15 protein-coding genes and 1 pseudogene are annotated in these 17,294 nt (G+C 63.0%); 6 read left to right on the top strand and 10 right to left on the bottom strand.

What is annotated here, in order from left to right:
• Nucleotides 1-266: 266 nt before the first annotated feature.
• The 6 genes from NKI37_RS31325 to NKI37_RS31300 form a co-directional block, all read right to left on the bottom strand.
• Nucleotides 267-1,106, bottom strand: coding sequence for an alkaline phosphatase family protein (locus NKI37_RS31325; protein WP_352791665.1), 840 nt, complete (start codon nucleotides 1,104-1,106; stop codon nucleotides 267-269).
• Between the two features lie 64 nt (nucleotides 1,107-1,170).
• Entirely contained in the window at nucleotides 1,171-2,826 is a 1,656-nt protein-coding gene (locus tag NKI37_RS31320; RefSeq protein WP_023694741.1) for an ABC transporter ATP-binding protein, read from the bottom strand.
• Complete coding sequence (locus tag NKI37_RS31315; RefSeq protein WP_023671389.1) at nucleotides 2,826-3,650, bottom strand: ABC transporter permease; 825 nt, start codon at nucleotides 3,648-3,650, stop codon at nucleotides 2,826-2,828. Before NKI37_RS31315 ends, NKI37_RS31320 begins: the two co-directional genes overlap by 1 nt.
• Nucleotides 3,651-3,659: 9 nt before the next feature.
• A complete protein-coding gene (locus NKI37_RS31310) occupies nucleotides 3,660-4,619 on the bottom strand; it encodes an ABC transporter permease (protein ID WP_023671388.1) in 960 nt (319 codons plus the stop codon).
• Nucleotides 4,620-4,635: 16 nt separating this feature from the next.
• Nucleotides 4,636-6,222, bottom strand: a complete 1,587-nt coding sequence (locus tag NKI37_RS31305) for an ABC transporter substrate-binding protein (protein ID WP_023671387.1) — start codon at nucleotides 6,220-6,222, stop codon at nucleotides 4,636-4,638.
• Nucleotides 6,223-6,376: 154 nt separating this feature from the next.
• Entirely contained in the window at nucleotides 6,377-8,359 is a 1,983-nt protein-coding gene (locus NKI37_RS31300; protein WP_352791667.1) for a CocE/NonD family hydrolase, read from the bottom strand.
• Between the two features lie 179 nt (nucleotides 8,360-8,538).
• On the opposite strand from NKI37_RS31300, the pseudogene NKI37_RS31295 reads away from it, so the two are divergent.
• Together NKI37_RS31295 and NKI37_RS31290 are read left to right on the top strand one after the other, a co-directional pair.
• A pseudogene (locus NKI37_RS31295) lies at nucleotides 8,539-8,786 on the top strand (BrnT family toxin).
• The gene (locus NKI37_RS31290) at nucleotides 8,773-9,084 is read left to right on the top strand and encodes a BrnA antitoxin family protein (protein ID WP_023671384.1); all 312 of its coding nucleotides are present in this window, start codon (nucleotides 8,773-8,775) and stop codon (nucleotides 9,082-9,084) included. Before NKI37_RS31295 ends, NKI37_RS31290 begins: the two are co-directional and overlap by 14 nt.
• 10 nt (nucleotides 9,085-9,094) lie before the next feature.
• On the opposite strand, the gene NKI37_RS31285 is transcribed toward NKI37_RS31290, so the two are convergent.
• The 4 genes from NKI37_RS31285 to puuE are packed head-to-tail and all read right to left on the bottom strand — an operon-like array spanning nucleotide 9,095 to nucleotide 12,497.
• Complete coding sequence (locus NKI37_RS31285) at nucleotides 9,095-9,688, bottom strand: nucleoside deaminase (protein WP_023671383.1); 594 nt, start codon at nucleotides 9,686-9,688, stop codon at nucleotides 9,095-9,097.
• A 3-nt stretch (nucleotides 9,689-9,691) separates the two neighbouring features.
• Nucleotides 9,692-10,192 carry an ureidoglycolate lyase gene (locus NKI37_RS31280; protein WP_023755801.1) on the bottom strand — a complete coding sequence of 167 codons (501 nt, stop codon included), beginning with the start codon at nucleotides 10,190-10,192 and terminating at the stop codon, nucleotides 9,692-9,694.
• The gene (locus NKI37_RS31275) at nucleotides 10,189-11,046 is read right to left on the bottom strand and encodes a bifunctional allantoicase/(S)-ureidoglycine aminohydrolase (protein WP_502896410.1); all 858 of its coding nucleotides are present in this window, start codon (nucleotides 11,044-11,046) and stop codon (nucleotides 10,189-10,191) included. Before NKI37_RS31275 ends, NKI37_RS31280 begins: the two co-directional genes overlap by 4 nt.
• Nucleotides 11,047-11,078: 32 nt before the next feature.
• Nucleotides 11,079-12,497 carry an allantoinase PuuE gene (gene puuE, locus NKI37_RS31270; protein ID WP_352740268.1) on the bottom strand — a complete coding sequence of 473 codons (1,419 nt, stop codon included), beginning with the start codon at nucleotides 12,495-12,497 and terminating at the stop codon, nucleotides 11,079-11,081.
• 184 nt (nucleotides 12,498-12,681) lie between these two features.
• Between puuE and uraH the strand changes: the two genes are divergently transcribed.
• From uraH to NKI37_RS31250, 4 genes are all read left to right on the top strand, one after another.
• The gene (uraH, locus tag NKI37_RS31265) at nucleotides 12,682-13,056 is read left to right on the top strand and encodes a hydroxyisourate hydrolase (RefSeq protein ID WP_023683492.1); all 375 of its coding nucleotides are present in this window, start codon (nucleotides 12,682-12,684) and stop codon (nucleotides 13,054-13,056) included.
• Between the two features lie 3 nt (nucleotides 13,057-13,059).
• The gene (xdhA, locus tag NKI37_RS31260) at nucleotides 13,060-14,541 is read left to right on the top strand and encodes a xanthine dehydrogenase small subunit (protein ID WP_352791670.1); all 1,482 of its coding nucleotides are present in this window, start codon (nucleotides 13,060-13,062) and stop codon (nucleotides 14,539-14,541) included.
• On the top strand, nucleotides 14,541-16,907 hold the full coding sequence (xdhB, locus tag NKI37_RS31255; RefSeq protein WP_352791672.1) for a xanthine dehydrogenase molybdopterin binding subunit: 2,367 nt from the start codon (nucleotides 14,541-14,543) through the stop codon (nucleotides 16,905-16,907). The genes xdhA and xdhB overlap by 1 nt, the downstream gene beginning before the upstream one ends.
• A gap of 74 nt (nucleotides 16,908-16,981) precedes the next feature.
• Nucleotides 16,982-17,294 (top strand): XdhC family protein (locus NKI37_RS31250; RefSeq protein ID WP_502897525.1); only part of this gene is annotated, 313 nt, incomplete at its 3' end.

Below are 17,294 nucleotides of genomic sequence, written 5' to 3'. Positions count from 1 at the left end.
TCTCTCGCCAAACCATCGCCGGTCCTCCGGCGGACAAGAAAACTGTCACCCATGCTATCGGTCCATTCTGTTACCTATCTATCCGGTTCGGACACGTCTCCCTTCTCCCCGTCACTATACGGGGAGAAGGTGCCGGCAGGCGGATGAGGGGCGGCGCCGGCGTTGGGGTATTTATTTTGATGTTAGCGCTGCCCCTCACCCTTACCCTCTCCCCGTATAGTGACGGGGAGAGGGGGTAGCGAACGGCGGCTCAGCGACGACCTCCGTCACCCCAAAAACGGCTTAGCCTTCATGGTCTCCGGCACCGGCACACCCAGCCGCTTCAGCACCGTCGGCGCCAGTTGCAGCTGATCAAGCAGCGTGTCCGGATCCGGCCCTTTGCCGGCTCCGAAATAATACAGCGCGAAATCCTGCATTTCATCGTCACGGCCGCCATGATGGCCGCGGTCTGTCTGGCCGTGGTCGGCGGTTACGATCACCTCGTAACCGGCCTGCCGCCAGCCCGGCAGGAAGGCTGCCAGCATGCCGTCCATCGCATAGCAGGCATGGTCCATTTCGTGGCAGTCATGGCCGAAGCGATGCCCCATCGAATCCAGAGTGCAGGTGTGCAGGATACCGTAGTCGATGGCATGGCGTCGGGTCAGCATGGTCAGCGTCGCAAACAGGTCGACATCGCTCGGCGTCATCTGGTTGCGGGCATTGTAGCCGGTCATGGTGTGGAAGCGGCCATGCGCGATCGGTCCGTTGGGCTCGTCATACTCCATGTCCTCGACCAGATCGAACGGATAGGAACGAAAGAATTCCGACCAGTAGGAATGCGTCACCGCGCCGGTCTTGCCGCCGGCCTTGCTGACGTCGGAGAAAATATCCGGCTTGTTGACGAGAAAACGGTTCTCGTTGGATAGGATGCCGTGCTCCTGCGGCGAAACGCCGGTGTGGATCGAGGCATAGCAGCAGGCCGAGGTCGACGGCAGCACCGAGCGCATCTTCCACACCTGCGCCTCGCCCGATTGCACCCAGCCTTCGAGATTGCCCATCAGCCGGCGCCAGTTCCGGTAGGGCACGCCATCGAGAATGATGAGCAGCAGTTTGGTCTTGAGCGCCATGGGCGGCTCCGGAAAGCTTTTGCCGTTGAAGGAAGTTTTCGCGACAAAGGCCGCGAATTCCCTACTAATTCCCCGCGCTCGCCATGCGCCGTCCCTTGATCGCCTTTTCCAGCCAGCCGATCTCCATCTCGGGAACGGACGACAGCAGCAGGTCGGTATAGGCGTCGAAGGGCGGCGTCAGCACCTTGCTCTTGGCGCCGTAGCGCACCACCTCGCCGCGGTACATCACCGCGATCGAATCGGCGATCGACTTCACCGTCGCCAGATCGTGGGTGATGAAGAGGTAGGCGACCTTCTCGTGCTGCTGCAGGTTGAGCAGCAGCTTGAGAATGCCGTTGGCCACCAGCGGGTCGAGCGCCGATGTCACCTCGTCGCAGATGATCAGCTTGGGCTTGGCAGCGAGCGAGCGGGCGATACAGACGCGCTGTTTCTGGCCGCCGGAGAGTTCGGCCGGATAACGATCGAGAAAGCCCTTGCCCATCTCGATCTCGTCGAGCAGTTCGGCGACGCGCTTGTCGCGCTCGCGACCGCGTATGCCGAAGTAGAATTCCAGCGGCCGGCCGATGATGGTGCCGACGGTCTGGCGCGGGTTCATCGCCACGTCGGCCATCTGGTAGATCATCTGCAATTGCCGCAGATCCTCCTTCGGCCGGTCGGCAAGCCTGTTGGCGAGCGGCCTGCCGTCGAAGGTGACGGTGCCTTCTTCCGGCGGCAACAGCCCGGTGATGGCGCGCGCCAGCGTCGACTTGCCGGAGCCGGATTCACCGACGACAGCCAGCGTCTGTCCCGGAAAGATGTCGACCGAGACGTTCTTCAGCACCTTGACGTGGCTGCCGCCGTAAGCGGCGGTGACGTTCTTGACCGACAGGAACGGCGCGGCGCCGGGCTTCTGCTCGGCATGCTCGATCTCATGCACCGAGACCAGCGCATTGGTGTATTCCTGGCGCGGCTCCTTGATGATCTGGCGAGTGCCGCCCCATTCGACCAGCCTGCCATGGCGCAGCACCATGATCTCGTCCGAGACCTGGGCGACGACGGCAAGATCGTGGGTAATGTACAGCGCCGCGACATGGGTGTCGCGGATGGCGTCCTTGATCGCCGCCAGCACGTCGATCTGCGTCGTCACGTCGAGCGCCGTGGTCGGCTCGTCGAAGACGATCAGGTCGGGTTCCGAACACAGCGCCATAGCCGTCATCACCCGCTGCAACTGACCGCCGGAGACCTGGTGCGGGAACCGTTCGCCGATGATTTCGGGGTTTGGCAGGCTGAGCTTCTTGAACAACGCCACGGCACGTTTCTCGGCCTCGGCGCGTGTCGCCGTGCCGTGCAGCAGCGTTGCTTCCACCACCTGGTCCATCAGCTTGTGCGCCGGATTGAAGGCCGCGGCCGCCGACTGCGCGACATAGCAGACCTCGCGGCCGCGCAATTTGCGGAAACCTTCCTTGCCGCCCTTGAGGATATCGCGGCCGTTGAGCAGCACCTCTCCGCCGGTGATGCGCACGCCGCCACGGCCATAGCCCATCGACGACAGGCCGATGGTCGACTTGCCGGCGCCGGACTCGCCGATCAGGCCGAGCACCTTGCCCTTTTCCAGCGTCAGCGAGACATCGTGGACCAAAACGATGTTCTTCGGCGCCTCGCCGGGCGGAAACACTGTCGCTTCGATGCGCAGATTGCGGATATCGAGCAGCAGGCCGGGCTTTGCTTTTGTGTCAGCCATCACCCGCGTCCTCCCTTCAGGCTTGTCGTGCGGTTGAGCACCCAGTCGGCGACCAGATTGACCGAAATCGCCAGTGCTGCGATCGCCGCGGCGGGAATGAGTGCCGCCCCGATACCGAAGACGATGCCGTCCTTGTTCTCCTTGACCATGCCGCCCCAGTCGGCATCCGGCGGTTGCACGCCAAGCCCGAGAAAGGAGAGCGTCGACAAGAACAGCACCGCGTAGATGAAGCGCAGGCCAAGTTCCGAGACTAGCGGCGAAAGCGCGTTGGGCAGGATCTCGCGGAAGATGATCCAGCCGCTGCCTTCGCCCCGCAGCTTGGCGGCCTCGACATAGTCCATGACGTTGATGTCGACGGCCACCGCGCGCGACAGCCGGTAGACGCGGGTCGAGTCGAGGACGCCCATCACCAGGATCAGCGTCACCAGATTGGTCGGCAGCACCGAAAGCACGACGAGCGCCATGATCAGGGTCGGGATCGACATCAGCAGATCGACAAGGCGCGACAGAAGCGTGTCGAACCAGCCGCCGAACACCGCCGCCGAAAAGCCGAGGATGGCGCCGAGCGAGAATGACAGCGCGGTGGCCAGCACCGCGATGAACAGCGTGATGCGAGCGCCGTAGATCATGCGCGACAGAAGATCGCGACCGAGATTGTCGGTGCCCAGCAAATGTGCCGCCGTCATCGGTTCCCAGACATCGCCGACGATTTCGGCATTGCCGTACGGTGCGATCAACGGTGCGAAAACTGCCGCCAACACGAACATAGCCGTCAGCACGATGCCGATCAGCGCGGGGATGGGGATGCGTTTGATGTCGAGCATGCCCGCCGCCTATTTCGGATGTCTGAGGCGCGGATTGGCGACGATCGCCCCGATGTCCGCAATGATGTTCAGGCTGATATAAACGGCGGCGAAGACCAGGCCGACCGCCTGCACCACCGGCACGTCGCGCTTGGTGACGTGGTCGACCAGATATTGTCCCATGCCGGGATAGACGAAGATCACCTCGACCACGACGACGCCGACGATGAGGTAGGCGAGGTTGAGCATGACGACGTTGATGATCGGCGCTATGGCATTGGGGAAAGCATGCTTGCGGATGACGTTGAAGGCCGACAGGCCTTTCAGTTCTGCCGTCTCGACATAGGCCGACTGCATGACGTTGAGGATGGCCGCGCGGGTCATACGCATCATATGCGCCAGCACAACCAGCGTCAGCGCGGTGGCTGGCAACGCGATCGCCTGCATGCGCTCACCGAACGGCATGCCGTCATAGACCGTGGAAATGGCCGGGAACCATTGATACTTCACGGCAAAGAAATAGACGAGCACATAGCCGATGAAGAATTCCGGGAAAGATGTCGAGGCGAGCGCCAGGCCGGAGATCAGCTTGTCGACCCAGCCATTGCGGTAACGCACGGCGATCAGGCCGAGGATGATGGCCAGCGGCACGGCCACGATCGCAGCCCAGAAGGCGAGGAACAGCGTGTTCCACAGCCGCCCCTTGATCGACGTGGCAATATCCTGGCCGCTCGACATCGCCGTGCCAAGATCGCCGGTGAGCACACCGCCTAGCCAATGGAAATACCTGATGTAAGCCGGCTGATTCAGGCCGAGCTGCTCGCGCAGATTGGCGAGCGATTCCGGCGTCGCCGACTGTCCGAGAATGGCTTGCGCGACGTCGCCGGGCAGGATCTGGGTGCCGGCGAAGATCAGGACCGAAACGGCCAGCAAGAGGACGATGCCCAGCGCAACGCGCTGGGCCACAAGTTTCACGACGGGTGAGGACATATCCGCAAAGCCGGGCTCAGGCTTCGAGCCAGCACTTCGCCAGCGCGTAGCCGTTCATCAGCTCCTGATGCGGATCGTCTACCCAGCCGCCGACCTTGGCGCCTGTCGCATCGATGAACTGATTGAACATCGGCAGGATCAGGCCGCCCTCGTCGCGCACCAGCACGGCCATGTCGTGGTACATCTGCTTGCGCTTGGTCTCGTCGAGTTCGGCGCGTGCGGCCAGCACCAGCTTGTCGAAGTCCGGACGCTTGAAACGGGTGTCGTTCCAGTCGGCGGTCGACAGATAGGCGGTCGAGTACATCTGGTCCTGGGTCGAGCGGCCGCCCCAATAGGAGGCGCAGAAGGGCTGCTTGTTCCAGACCTCGTTCCAGTAGCCGTCGCCGGGCTCGCGCTTGAGCTCGATCTTGATGCCGGCCTTGGCCGCGCTCTGCTGGAAGAGCTGCGAGGCGTCGACCGCGCCCGGGAAGGCGACGTCGGAGGTGCGCAGCAGCACGGTGCCGTCATGGCCCGACTTCTTGTAGTGGAACTTGGCCTTGTCGGGATCATATTTGCGCTGCTCGATCTCGGAAAACAGCGGATAGGACGAATTGATCGGGAAGTCGTTGCCGAGCGAGCCGTAGCCGCGCAGCACCTTGTTCAGCATCTCTTCGCGGTCGATCGCGAGCTTCAGCGCCATGCGCAGGTCGCTGTTGTCGAAGGGCGCGGTGTTGCAATGCATGATGAAGACGTAGTGGCCGGGGCCGGCATGGTTGCGGATGGTGACGCCCGGTACGCGCTTGATGAGGTCGACGATCTTCGGCTCGACGCGGTTGATCATGTTGACCTGGCCGCCCTGCAGGGCCGCCGTGCGCGCGGTCGCGTCGTTGATGACGATGATCTCGATCTGGTCGGCATGGCCCATCTTGTCGGCCTGCCAGTAATTGGCGAAGCGCTCGCCGCCATGGCGCACGCCGGGCTCGTTGGTGGTGACCTTGTAGGGTCCTGCCGAGATGCCGGCATCCGCCTTGTCCTTGCCGCCGTTGGGCTGGACGATGAGGTGGTAGTCGCTGAGGAGATAGGGAAGGTCGGCGTTGGCCTCCTTCAGCGTCAGGACGACTTCCTTGCCACTGGCCTTGATGCTGTCGATGCCTTTCATGTAGCCCAGCGCGCCGGACTTCGATTTTTCATCGGAATGGCGCTCGAGGGTTGCCGCCACATCCTCAGCGGTCACCGTCTTGCCGTTGTGGAATTCGACGCCGTCGCGGATTTTCAGCGTCCACACCTTGGCGTCGTCCGACGAGCCGATCTCTTCGGCGATGCGGTTCTCGAGTTTGCCTTCCGGGGACAGCTCGACGATCAGCTCGCCCCACATCTTGCCAAAGGCGAACGGCACTTGCGTCATGAACAAAGCCGGGTCCAGGCTGTTCGTGGATTCGCCGCCTACGAGGCCGGCCTTCAGCGTGCCGCCCTTGACCGGGCCTTCCGCGCGAGCCGCACTGGAAAGCAGCATATTGGCGAAGGGCGCTGTGACGCCGAGTGCTGCGGCGCGGCCGAGGAAATCACGACGGCTCAGCTTGCCGGACGCAACGCGCCGGCTCAGATATTCGAGTTCGTTGGACATTTGAGTTCCTCACTCTGTTGGTTCGACCTTATGGTCGTTTTTTGCTTGTTGTTACCAAAGGGATATTGACCGGAAGGCAAAGCGGTAAGCAAGACGGAATGCGACATGCCGTGGCGTAAATCGTGCGTCGCAACTGGACCAGTCGCGTGGACGCTCAGAGCAGGTCGCGCGGGATCGTCTCTTCGAAATCGCGTTCGAAAACCAGCGTTTCGCCCTCATAGGCTTCGATTCTGGCGCTGACGACGAAGTTTTGCGCGTCGCTGCGCATTTCAGCCGATGTCTCGGTGCGCACCGACCATCCGTTTCGCGACAAGGTCTGCGTCCAGTGCGTCCGGCCCGAGGCAGACAGCGGGTCGTAGGGGTGGATCGTCCAGCTCTCGCGGGCAATGCTGCCATTGGCCAGTCCATGCGCGAGATCGCGCACTTCGCCGAAATCATCCGTGATCGAGAGCGTGACGATGCCGGTCTTCTCATCGCGATCGACGTGACGCTCGGAATTCGCTGCACGAACTGTCGCGGTTGCCCAGGGTGTTGCGCCTTCGGGAGACTGGAATGAAGTCTCGTCGCTTTTTGCGAGCGGGCGCAGCGGCAGCCTCAGCGTCGCCGCTGAAAGGTCGAGCCGCACCGGCTCCGGCGACGGCCAGATCATCGGCCAGTAAGCGTTGGAAACAGCGATGCGCAGGCGGTGTCCGGCCGGCACGCGGTAGGCGCACTGGTCGAGAATAACGCGCGCCGAAACCGTTTCGCCCGGCACCAGCGCTTGCGGCTGTTCGTGCGAAGCGCGATGCGTCAGGTTGAGCACGCCGTAGGAGATCAGTTCCGAGGCGCCGTCGGGGTGCACGTCGCACAGCCGCACCGCGATGTTCGCCTGCGGGCGATCGGACGACACCCGGATGAGAAGCTCCGGCGCGCCGACGATGTCGAGTGCCTCGGCAAGCACAGGCTGATCGAAGCAGACGGACAGCGCATCGTCCGGGCGCTGGTCGCCGGGCAGTTCCGGGCCAAAGGTGAAGGGAAAATATTCGCCGCCGGCGAGCCCGCAGCTTTGCGGGGTCGCCACGATCGCCGGCCTGACGCCGTCAGCAATGAGTTCGATCGCCCCGACCTTGATGTTGGGAGACGGCCATTCCTGTTCGGCCACCCAACGGCCCGGCCGCTCCGGGTGCCAGCGCGCCGGCCGCACACTGTCCATGACATAGGCGCGGTAGTCCGGGTCGGCCTCGACGCCGGTGTCGACGCCCTTCAACCAGCTGTCCCACCAGCGCAACGCCTCCTGCAGGAAGCCGATGGCGGGTTTGGGTTCGGCATAATGCGGGTATTTGTGGATCCATGGCCCGACAATGCCCTTCACCGGCGCCTGGATGTTGGTGACCAGATGCGAAATCGTGTTGCGGTAGCCGTCATGCCAGCCGCCGATCGACAGCACGGCGGCTTTGACCGCGGAGAAATCCTCGCAGATCGAACCGCGTTTCCAATAGGCGTCGCGATGCTGATGGCTGAGCCAGAGCGGCAGAAGGAAAGACTGGTTCTCCAGCCGCGTCAGCCAGAGGTCGCGCCAGCGGTTGCCCGCAATCAGCGGATCCGGCGGTCGCGACGAATAGGACAACATGGTCGAGGCCCAGCCGAAATTTTCCGTCAAAAGGCAGCCGCCCTTGTAGTGGATGTCATCGGCGTAGCGGTCGACGGTCGAGCACAGGCTGATCACCGCCTTCAGCGCCGGCGGCTGCTTGGCCGCCACCTGCAGGCAGTTGAAGCCACCCCAGGAAATGCCCATCATGCCGACACTGCCGTTGCACCAGGGCTGTGCTGCCGCCCAGGCAATCACATCGCAGGCGTCCTGCAATTCCTGCTCGGAATATTCGTCGTCCATCAGACCTTCGGAATCGCCATTGCCGCGCATGTCGACGCGGATCGAGGCGTAGCCGTGGCCGGCAAAATAGGGATGCGTCAGCTGATCGCGAAAGATGGTGCCGTCGCGCTTGCGGTAGGGCAGGTGCTCGAGGATCGCCGGCACCGGATCGCTGCTGGCGTGCTCCGGCATCCAAACCCGCGCCGACAGCCGGCAACCATCCGGCATGACGATGCCCATATCGGGGAATTCGACGACCTTGCGGGGAAATTCGGTGATGGTTTTCATGCGATGCTCCAGGATGTCAGTGACGCATGGAGCGGGCATGTCATGAAGTCAAACGGGCGACGGCCGGTGTCGCCGCGACGACGCCACGATATGTAGCCCGATTGTTTTGCCCTGATGTTGCAGGATTATAATTAATGTATTACATTTATTAACTGAACCCAACGTGATGAGGATTTCGCCTGAAAATCGTTTGGGATGAGCCAAAGCGCGTGACGAACCTGGACAGCCGGGGTCTCGATTTTGCCGAACTCGATATTGAGTTTTTTTGCGACTTCAACCGTCCTTCCAGCCAAGGCCGACCGGTTCAAGGCGATTGGCGAGAGATCATCCTGGCCGTGATTTTCAAGCCGCTTGGTTCGGAGGCGATTCGGTGATCTCGATGCGCCGTGCCAGCCGAAAGGAAAGGTCAGTATATGAACAATCCTAAATCGCGTGTTCGACCGCTTACCGATGCGGAGGAAGTGGAAATTCAAAGACAAATTGTTGATGATCCCGACGATGCGGAGACGACAGACGAACAGTTGGCGCAAGCCAGGCCTTTCGCGGAAGTGTTTCCAGAACTTTTCGAGAGCATAAGGCGTGCTCGTGGCCGGCCAGCCGTGGAGAAGCCTAAGCAAGTCGTGTCCATCCGTCTGGATCAGGATGTCATCAGTAAATTCAAGGCGACCGGCAAGGGCTGGCAGGCCAGGATCAACGAGGTGCTGAAAAACGCGAAGGTAGGCTAGGCAATCCGCGTCAGTTCAGCGGAATGTCGTTTTCGGACTTGCGCGCCTGATAAGCGCCGGACAGTTCGTCGTAGCGGGTGGAAATATTGCCGATCCTTGCCTCAAGCCGGCCGCGCTCGGCCTCGGGCAGCGCCCGCACCAGCCTGCGAATGGAAAAACTCTTCCAATAAGCGTTCTCGGCATTGTAGCCGCCGGGATCGAGAGTGAAGACCTCTTTCAGGATTTTCAGATCGTGCGGGATCGCAAAGCTGTCGCGTGAATCCTCGTGGCTGAAGAGGTAGTAGAAATTGTCGAAGCCGGTCCAGGTGATCGCCGACAGGCAGAGCGAGCAGGGCTCATGCGTGGCGATGAAGATGGCGTCCTTGGTGTCGACGCGCTCGGCTTTCGGCATTTCATAGAAACGCTTCAGGCAGTGCACCTCGCCATGCCAGAGCGGATTTTCCATCTCGTTGTTGGTTTCGGCCAGCACCAGCGAGCGGTCGCCCTTCCGCAGGATGGCGGCGCCGAACAGCTTGTTCCCATGGGCCACGCCCTCTGCCGTTTTCGGCACGATGTCGTGCTCGATGACATCGAGCAGGCGGTCGATCAGCGATATGTCGGTCATTTCTCAGGTCTCGTTGGGGAGATGGATTTCGTAGGGGTGCGAGAAATGGAACTCTTGGAGGTTGGAGCCGTCACCGCCGCGGTCGACGATGACGAAATCCTGCGCTTCACCGAGTGGTGTCAGCACGCCGTGCCAGAGATTGCGCGGATAGTTGACGCCTTGCCCCGGTGCGGTGATGAAGGCATGCGGCTCGCGCGGACCGTCCTTGCCGTCATGGCAGACGACGACCAGGAAAGGCCGCGGTGACAGCGGGATGAACGCCTGGCTGCCTAAGGGATGGCGCTCGACCATGGTCAGCTTCAGCGGCAGGTCGTAAGGCGTGCCGCGCGCCATCGAGATCAGCACGCGGGCATTCGGTCCCGCGGCTTCAGCGGTGGCGAGATTGTGGTAGCGCTCGGTCTTGCCGCCATTGATCGGGTAGTGATTGCCGCCGCCCATGTCGATGACATCGCCGAAGCCGGCAAAGCTTTCGCGGGTCAGCGGCCGCGCTGTGATGCGGGTCACCGCGCGCGACCGCCAATGCCCGCCCCGCCGAGCTTGGCGTGCCGGTTGACGTCCTTGTAAAGGAGATAGCGGAATTTGCCTGGGCCGCCCGCGTAGCAGGCCTGCGGGCAGAAGGCGCGCAGCCACATGAAGTCGCCGGCCTCGACCTCGACCCAGTCCTGGTTGAGGCGGTAGACCGCCTTGCCTTCCAAGACATAGAGCCCGTGCTCCATGACATGCGTCTCGGCAAACGGGATGACGGCGCCGGGCTCGAGCGTGACGATGGTGACATGCATGTCGTGGCGCATGTCGGCCGGATCGACGAAACGGGTCGTCGCCCAGCGGCCCTCGGTGCCGGGCATCGGCGTCGGCGCCACTTGCTGGTCACTGCTGAACAGGGCTTCCGGCGCGTCGATGCCGTCGACGGCCTCATAGGCCTTCCTGATCCAGTGGAAGCGTACGGCGTCGCGACCTTCGTTGCGCACCGTCCAGCCGCTGGCCGGCGGCAGGAAGGCAAAACCGCCGGCTTGAAGCACGTGCTTCTTGCCGGCCAGCGAAACGGTCAACTCGCCCTCGACCACGAACAGCACGCCCTCGGCGCCGGCGTCCGGCTCGGGCCGGTCGCTGCCGCCGCCGGGCAGGACCTCGACGATGTACTGCGAAAATGTCTCGGCGAAACCCGAAAGCGGCCTGGCGATGATCCAGGCCCTGGTCTCGTCCCAGAACGGCAGTGGGCTGGTGACGATGTCCTGCATCACTCCCTTCGGTATGACGGCATAGGCCTCGGTGAAGACGGCGCGGCCGGTCAAAAGCTCATTTTGGCCGGGATGGCCGCCATGCGGCGCGTAATAGGTTTTCTGGTCAGTCTTGATCATATCCATTGGGTCCTGACCCCTCAGTCATTTCATTAGAGCGGGAGCATGTCTTTCAGGCGGAGCAGCGCGATGCGCTCGACCTGTTTGCAGGCGGTATCGAGTTCTACGCCACGGCTGTTGCCGATGCGCGCCTCGAACTCGGCGAGGATCTCCTCCTTGGTCTTGCCCCGCACCGCGATGATGAAGGGAAAGCCGAAGGTGGTGACGTAAGCGGCGTTGAGCTTGGAAAACAGCTCGCGCTCCTTGTCGGTCAGCGCGTCGAGGCCGGCGGAGGCCTGCTCGCGTGTGGATTCCGCAGTGAGGCGTCTCGCTTTGGCCAGTTTGCCAGCGAGATCGGGATGGGCGTTGAGGACGCCGATCCGCTCGGTTTCGCTGGCGGCGCGGAAGACGCGGCAGAGCGCATTGTGCAGGCCGCCGGCGCTGTCATGCGCCGGCCCAAGCTCCAGCTCATAGGCACGTTCGGCGATCCAGGGCGAATGTTCGAACACGCCGCCGAAAGTGTCGACGAAGGTCTCGAACGCCATCTTCGACGGCTTGAGCGCCGCCGGCTGGTAGGGGTGGTTCTCCTGCCAGTGCCTGGCGATATCGATGCGCCGTGCCAGCCAGACCTTGTCGTGCGATCTGACATAGTCGACGAAGCGCTTCAGCGCCGCCACCCGACCAGGACGTCCGACGAGGCGGCAATGCAGGCCGATATTCATCATCCGCGGCCGGCCCGCTTTGCCCTCGGCATAGAGCGTGTCGAAACTGTCCTTCAAATAGGCGAAGAACTGGTCGCCGGAATTGAATCCCTGCGGCGTGGCGAAACGCATGTCGTTGGCATCGAGCGTGTAGGGGATGACGAGTTGCGCGCCGCCGCTGTGCTCGAACCAGTAGGGCAGTTCGTCGTCATAGGTGTCGGAGACGTAGTCGAAGCCGCCCTCCTCGGCGACCAGCCGCACCGTATTGACCGAGGTGCGGCCGGTGTACCAGCCGGTCGGCCGTTGGCCCGTCACCTCGTAGTGCAGCTTGATCGCCGCTTCGAGGTCGCGGCGCTCGTCCTCGGCGCTGTGGTCGCGGTAGTCGATCCATTTCAGGCCGTGCGAGGCCATTTCCCAGCCGGCCTCCTGCATCGCCGCCACCTGGTCGGGCGACCGGGCCAGTGCTGAGGCGACCCCGTAGCAGGTCACCGGCACTTGCGCCTCGCTGAACAGGCGCAGCAGCCGCCAGAAGCCTGCCCGCGCGCCATATTCGTAGATCGATTCCATGTTCCAGTGGCGCTGGCCGACCCAGGGCGCGGCGCCGACGATTTCCGACAGAAAGGCTTCCGAGGCCTTGTCGCCGTGCAGCACGCAGTTCTCGCCGCCTTCCTCGTAGTTGACGACGAATTGGACGGCCACATGCGCACCGCCCGGCCATTTCGGATCCGGCGGATTGGCTCCGTAGCCGCGCATGTCTCTAGAGTAACGCATTGCCCCTCCCCGCCGGACGCTGCCGGAAGTTGTGATCAGGATAGTCGAAAGGGTTGCTCGCGCATTCCCCCGAAATTTTTGAAAGTGTTTTTGTGCCACTCCGCTCGACCGGGACTTATGCATCGCCTTTAATTGGCGCACAATTCACTGCTTTGTTCGGCTGTATCGGAAATGGGAGGCGCCAGTGGCAGAAACGTCGAGAGCCGATGGCGGACGTCTGACGACGCATGTGCTCGACACCGCGACCGGCAAGCCGGCGGCGGGCCTGTCGATCGCGCTTTATCATCTTGAGAGCGACGCGCGGATACATTTGAAGACCATCGTCACAAATGCCGACGGCCGCTGCGATGCGCCGCTGCTGGCAGGAGCGGAATTTCGCCTCGGCGAATACGAACTGGTGTTCGCCGCCGGTGACTATCTACGCGGCCAGGGCACCAAACTGCCGGAACCGGCCTTCCTCGACAGTGTGCCGATCCGCTTCGGCATGGCGGAATCCGTGCATTATCACGTGCCGTTGCTTATCTCTCCTTACGGCTACTCGACCTACAGGGGGAGCTGACGCATGGCCAAGATCACACTACGCAACGAGATCCGCTTCATCCTCAATGGCAGGGATGTCGCGCTGTCGTCGGTGGCGCCCGACGCGACCTTGCTCGACTGGCTGCGGCTCGACCGCTCGCTGCGCGGCACCAAGGAAGGCTGCGCCGAGGGCGATTGCGGCGCCTGCACGGTCCTGGTCGGAAAATTGTCCGCCGGCAAGCTGGTTTATGAAAGCGTCAACGCCTGCATCCGTTTCCTCGGTTCGCTCGACGGCACCCATGTCGTCACCGTCGAGCATCTGCGCGGCGCGCCTGGCCAATTGCATCCGGTGCAGCAGGCGATGGTCGATTTCCACGCTTCGCAATGCGGCTTCTGCACGCCGGGCTTCGTCATGTCGCTCTACGGCCTGTGGATGAAGTCGCCGGACCCGTCGAATGCGGCGATCGAGAAGGCCTTGCAAGGCAATCTTTGCCGCTGCACCGGCTATGAGGCAATCATGCGCGCCGCGCGTGCCATCTCCAGCTACGGCAAGGCGGCGAAGGATCCGCTGGCGGCCGAGCGCAAGGCGATCACCGCCAAGCTCGAGGCTATGCATGACGGTGCCCGCGTCGAAATCGGCGCCGGCAAGCAGCGGCTGGTTGTGCCGGCTGACGTCGACGATTTCGCCGCTGTACTGGACAAGGAACCCGACGCCACTGTTGTCGCCGGCTCGACCGACGTCGGCCTGTGGGTCACCAAGCACATGCGCGACATCTCACCGGTAGTCTTCATCGGCAATCTCGAGGGGCTGTGCGCGATCTCCGAAGACAATGACGTAATCACCATCGGAGCCGGCGTTACCTACACCGACGCCTTCGCGACACTGGCCAAGCGCATCCCCGCGCTCGGGCCATTGTTCGACCGCATCGGCGGCGAACAGGTACGAAACATGGGCACCATCGGCGGCAACATCGCCAATGGCTCGCCGATCGGCGACACGCCGCCGCCCCTGATCGCGCTTGGTGCGCAACTGACGCTGCGCCGCGGCAAGAAGCGGCGCACCATCGCGCTCGAGGATTTCTTCATCGCCTATGGCAAGCAGGACCGGCAGCCAGGCGAATTCGTCGAGGCCGTGCACGTTCCCGTGCCGGCCAAGGGCACGAAGTTTGCCGTCTACAAGATCACCAAGCGCCGCGACGAGGACATCACGGCAGCCCTTGGCGCCTTTTTCCTCGACTTGGCCAAGGACGGAACCGTGGCCGATATATGCATCGCCTATGGCGGCATGGCGGCCACCCCGAAGCGGGCTTTCGGTGTCGAAAAAGCGCTGCTCGGCAAGCCGTGGACGGAGACAACGGTGGAAGCGGCCATGGCTGAATATGCCGGCGATTTCACCCCGCTGACCGATATGCGGGCATCGGCCGAATACCGGGCGCTGGCGGCCAGGAACCTGCTGCTGCGCTTTTTTGCCGAAACCAACGGCAGCAAGGCGCCGTTCCAGGTGTCACGCAACGAGGCGGCCTGATGAACAAGCACGCCTCTCCAGATCTCAAGGCGCAGAAGATTTCCGGTGGCGTCGCCGCCGACCAGCGCCACGATTCCGCGCACAAGCATGTCAGCGGGAGCGCGGTCTATATCGACGATATGCCGGAACCGGCGGGCATGCTGCATGGCTGCCTCGGCCTGTCCACGGCGACGCATGCGACGATCAGCAAAATGGATCTGTCGGCGGTGCGCGCGGCGCCGGGCGTCGTCGATGTGCTGACGGCCAAGGACGTTCCGGGCGAAAATGACATCTCGCCGACCGGCCGCCACGACGAGCCGGTGCTGGCCGACGACAAGGTGCAGTTTTATGGTCAGCCGATCTTCTGCGTTATTGCCAAGACGCGCGAACAGGCGCGCCGCGCCACCCGGCTGGCCAAGGTCGAATACAGTCCATTGCCTTTCGTCACCGACATTGGCGACCTCGACCCCCGCAATGACAAGCTGGTCACGCCGCCGCTCACGCTGAAGCGTGGCGATGCCGCTGCCGCGATCAAGGCGGCACCGCGCCGGCTGAAGGGCAAGATGCGCATCGGCGGCCAGGAGCATTTCTATCTCGAAGGCCATATCGCAGTGGCCATTCCTGGCGAGGACCAGGACGTCACCATCTATTCCTCGACCCAGCATCCGAGCGAAGTCCAGCATATGGTCAGCCATGCGCTGGGCGTGCCGAGCAACGCCATCACAGTGGAAATCCGCCGCATGGGTGGCGGCTTCGGCGGGAAGGAGACGCAAGGCAACCAGTTTGCGGCATTGGCGGCGATCGCCGCCAAGAAACACCATCGCGCGGTAAAAATCCGGCCCGACCGCGACGACGACATGATCGCCACCGGCAAGCGCCATGACTTCCTCGTCGACTACGAAGTAGGTTTCGACGACGACGGCAACATTCTTGGCGTCGACTTCATGTTCGCGGCGCGTTGCGGCTTTTCATCGGACCTGTCCGGCCCGGTCACCGACCGCGCGCTGTTCCATTGCGACAACACCTATTTCTGGCCGGCGGTGCATGCGCAATCGGCACCGCTTTACACCAACACCGTGTCGAACACGGCGTTTCGCGGCTTCGGCGGCCCGCAAGGCATGGTCGGCGCCGAACGCGTCATCGACGAGGTTGCCTTTGCCGTCGGCAAGGACCCGCTCGAAATCCGCAAGCAGAATTTTTATGGCACCAGTGGTGATAAAGACGGGGGCCGCAACGTCACGCCCTATCACCAGACGGTCGAGGACAACATCATCCACCGCATCGTCGCCGAGCTGGAGGCGAGCGCCGACTATGCGGGGCGCCGCCGCATCATCCAGGCCTTCAACGCCAACAGCCGCTTCATCAAGCGCGGCCTGGCGCTGACGCCGGTCAAATTCGGCATCTCTTTCACGGCCACCCACTACAACCAGGCCGGCGCGCTGGTGCATGTCTACACCGACGGTTCGGTGCATCTGAATCACGGCGGCACCGAGATGGGGCAAGGCCTCTACGTCAAGGTGGCGCAGGTGGTGGCGGAAGAGTTCCAGATCGACCTCGACCAGGTCAAGATCACCGCGACGACCACCGGCAAGGTGCCCAACACTTCGGCCACCGCGGCGTCGTCCGGCACCGACCTCAACGGCATGGCGGCGCAGAACGGCGCCCGCCAGATCAAGGAACGGCTGACCGACTTCGCCGCCGAAAAATACCAGGTGCCGCGCGAGCAGGTGCTTTTCCTGCCCAACCGGGTGCGCATCGGCAACCAGGAGATCGCCTTCACCGACCTTGTCAAGCAGGCCTATATGGCCCGCATCCAACTGTCGGCGGCGGGTTTTTACAAGACGCCGAAAATCCACTGGAACCGTGACAAGGGCGAGGGCCGTCCGTTCTATTATTTCGCCTATGGCGCCTCGTGCTCGGAAGTCTCGGTCGACACGCTGACCGGCGAATATGTCGTCGAGCGCACCGACATATTGCATGAAACCGGCCGCTCGCTGAACCGCGCCATCGATCTCGGCCAGATCGAGGGCGGCTTCATCCAGGGCATGGGCTGGCTGACGACGGAGGAGCTGTGGTGGGACGACAAGGGCCGGCTGCGCACGCATGCGCCGTCGACCTATAAGATCCCGCTCGCGTCCGACCGGCCGAAGATATTCAACGTCACGCTGGCCGACTGGCCGGAGGCCAACGAGCCGACGGTGCACCGTTCCAAGGCGGTCGGCGAACCGCCCTTCCCGCTCGGCATGTCTGTGCTGCATGCGCTGTCGGACGCGGTGGCAAGTGTGGCCGATCATAAGGTCTGTCCGCGTCTCGACGCTCCTGCAACACCAGAACGGGTGCTGATGGCGATCGAACGGCTGAAGGGTGAAGCCAAGAATAGCGCCTGACTCGGACCTGGATTCTGGCAAAACGTGCAATTCAGACTGAAAAACCCTATATTTCCCGTACGGGAATGCGAAATATGAAGTCGAAAGTGCAAAGCCTCAGAGCTTTTCTCGCCAGCGCCGGCCGGCTTGCTCTGGTCGAAGTGGCCGGCACCAAAGGCTCGACTCCGCGCGAGAAGGGCGCCTTCATGCTCGTATCGCAGGCGGCGATTTTTGGCACGATCGGCGGCGGTCAGCTCGAGTACATGGCGATCGACAAGGCGAGGCAGATGGTGGGGTCTTCACCCTCCCCCTTGTGGGGAGGGTCGGGGGGGGGGGCCCCGCCCGGGGGGGGGGGGGGGGGGGGGGGCCACCCCCCCCCCCGGGAGGGGGGCGCCCCCCCCCCGCCGG

The sequence above is a fragment of the Mesorhizobium sp. M0626 genome, assembly GCF_040320665.1.
Lineage (GTDB): Bacteria > Pseudomonadota > Alphaproteobacteria > Rhizobiales > Rhizobiaceae > Mesorhizobium.
The sequence above is the reverse complement of the archived record's forward strand: the minus strand, read 5'-3'. Positions and strand labels throughout refer to the sequence as shown.